1 protein-coding gene is annotated in these 529 nt (G+C 54.1%); it reads right to left on the bottom strand.

All coding sequences use genetic code 11. From position 1 onward, the window contains the following. Positions 1 to 529: TRAP transporter large permease subunit (locus R7O13_RS30530; RefSeq protein ID WP_318305678.1), on the bottom strand; the 529-nt coding region annotated here is incomplete at both ends.

The raw sequence follows: 529 nt of genomic DNA, 5'->3' as shown, positions 1-529 counted from the left end.
GTCTCTTTCGACGCATCGTAGACCATTGACCAACTAAATTGCTTGTACAGTACGGCGAGAACAATCGCCCCAGCCCCGCCCAGTGCTGCCGATTCCGTTGGCGTTGCAACACCGGCAAAGATGGAGCCCAACACAACAATGATCAACGCCAATGGTGGTAATACAGCTTTCAGCGCCTTGATCACTTCTTCCCTGCGGCTGAGTGACTCATCACGTTCAATCGGCTGCGCTGCTTCAGGGTTAAGCTTGGCGTAAATAAGGATGTAAACAACGTATGCACCCACTAGCGCGATACCCGGCCACACGGCCGCTTGGAACAAATCTCCCACTGGCACGCCAAGCACATCGCCGAGCAAAATGAGTACGATAGAAGGAGGAATAATTTGCCCCAACGTACCTGAAGCACAAATGGTTCCGCACGCGAGGCCTTTGTCATAGTTGTATTTGAGCATCACAGGCAGCGAGATCAACCCCATGGCCACCACCGATGCTCCCACTACGCCAGTCGATGCCGCAAGTAGCGCGCCCA

The sequence above is a fragment of the Vibrio sp. Y176 genome (genome assembly GCF_033438945.1).
The sequence above is the reverse complement of the archived record's forward strand: the minus strand, read 5'-3'. Positions and strand labels throughout refer to the sequence as shown.